The sequence below is a fragment of the Pseudomonas sp. RA_15y_Pfl2_54 genome (assembly GCF_963971015.1).
GTDB lineage: Bacteria > Pseudomonadota > Gammaproteobacteria > Pseudomonadales > Pseudomonadaceae > Aquipseudomonas > Aquipseudomonas baetica_A.
Genome location: NZ_CAXAPN010000088.1, coordinates 1 through 1,154 on the forward strand (window position 1 = coordinate 1; position 1,154 = coordinate 1,154).

Genomic DNA, 1,154 nt, shown 5'->3' on the forward strand with positions numbered 1-1,154 from the left:
TTGATCATCTTCACGACTTGCAGCTTGAAGCTGTCGTCGAATGTTCTGCGTTTGTCGGTCATGAAAAACTCCTCGATAGATGCATTTTCCACCTATCGGGGTGTCCGGGGAAATTAGACCACTACATGGAGCCCCTTCACAAGCTCTACCCGCTCCAGCAAGGGATCACCCAGAGCACCTGATGTGATTTCACTGCGTACAGTCTTCACTTTTGCCTTAGCACCACCGTTGTATAAAAGTGGTGCCATATCCCAAGGCGTCTCATTTTTCGCGTACTCAAGCATTGGAAACGTTAGGTCTGAAAACGTCAGATTATTCATCGCTTGCTCCCTGCATCGAAGCAATCCCTGTAAAAGCAGTCAAGAAGCTGTTCGCAATGGCCTGCTTAGCAGGTGCGGCTTGCACAAATTTGATGTATTTGAAGGTGGTAGCCTCCGAATTTCGACCGTGAAGCAATGCATTGCTGACAGTCGCAATCACTATCGCCACATCAGTGCAATTTGCTAAAGCGAGCCGAGCTAACTCAGTTCCAAAGGTGCATCGGGATTGGTGGAAGCGAAACTTCCTGAGCGCTTTGATGCCCGACGCGATGCCTAATTTTCTAAGCGATGACATCTCAACGTTTATGGCCGAAGACTGATCACTGTTGCGACGTCCAAAAGGGTTTCCGAAACGTGTCAAGAACACTAAGTCTTGATGCTCGCCAGCAGCAGATGCCTCGCGAGTCAACCTGCGAAGACCCTTGGCGTACTCCAAGACTTCTGAACACAAAGCTTCGGGAATCCATACCTGGCCAGTTACTCCAAATTTGGTATGCACGGGCGGGGACGCACCTGGCCCTACGGATAGCAGAAGCAGACCTTTAGCAGACGGATCATGTAGGGCACGCTCCAACGTATCGATACGAAGGTCACAGATCGTTCCCAGTCGCATACCCGTGAAGAAACCTAAAGCCAACATCAGGTAAAGCTCGGGTGTGGCGCTCTGTTTTGCGAAATCAAGAATGGTGTCTCGATCAACCGCAGAGACTGGACGAGCCCCATGAAAGACAGGACACCGTTTCCCCCTTACGATAAGGGATAGGCAAACGGTTATGTTTATGACTAATAGCAACGACAAGAGTGGGGAGCTTTTGGGTCAGGAGCGGCGGCGCC

Annotated in this window: 1 protein-coding gene and 1 pseudogene; both read right to left on the minus strand. The window is 50.5% G+C overall.

The genetic code is table 11. The features are described 5' to 3' along the window. Positions 1-113: 113 nt before the first annotated feature. Entirely contained in the window at positions 114-320 is a 207-nt protein-coding gene (locus tag AACY50_RS28585) for a hypothetical protein (RefSeq protein WP_339539932.1), read from the minus strand. Beyond that, positions 313-1,041 (minus strand): annotated as a pseudogene (locus tag AACY50_RS28590) (site-specific integrase); the annotation flags it as partial. The pseudogene AACY50_RS28590 and the gene AACY50_RS28585, both read right to left, overlap by 8 nt. Positions 1,042-1,154 lie beyond the last annotated feature (113 nt).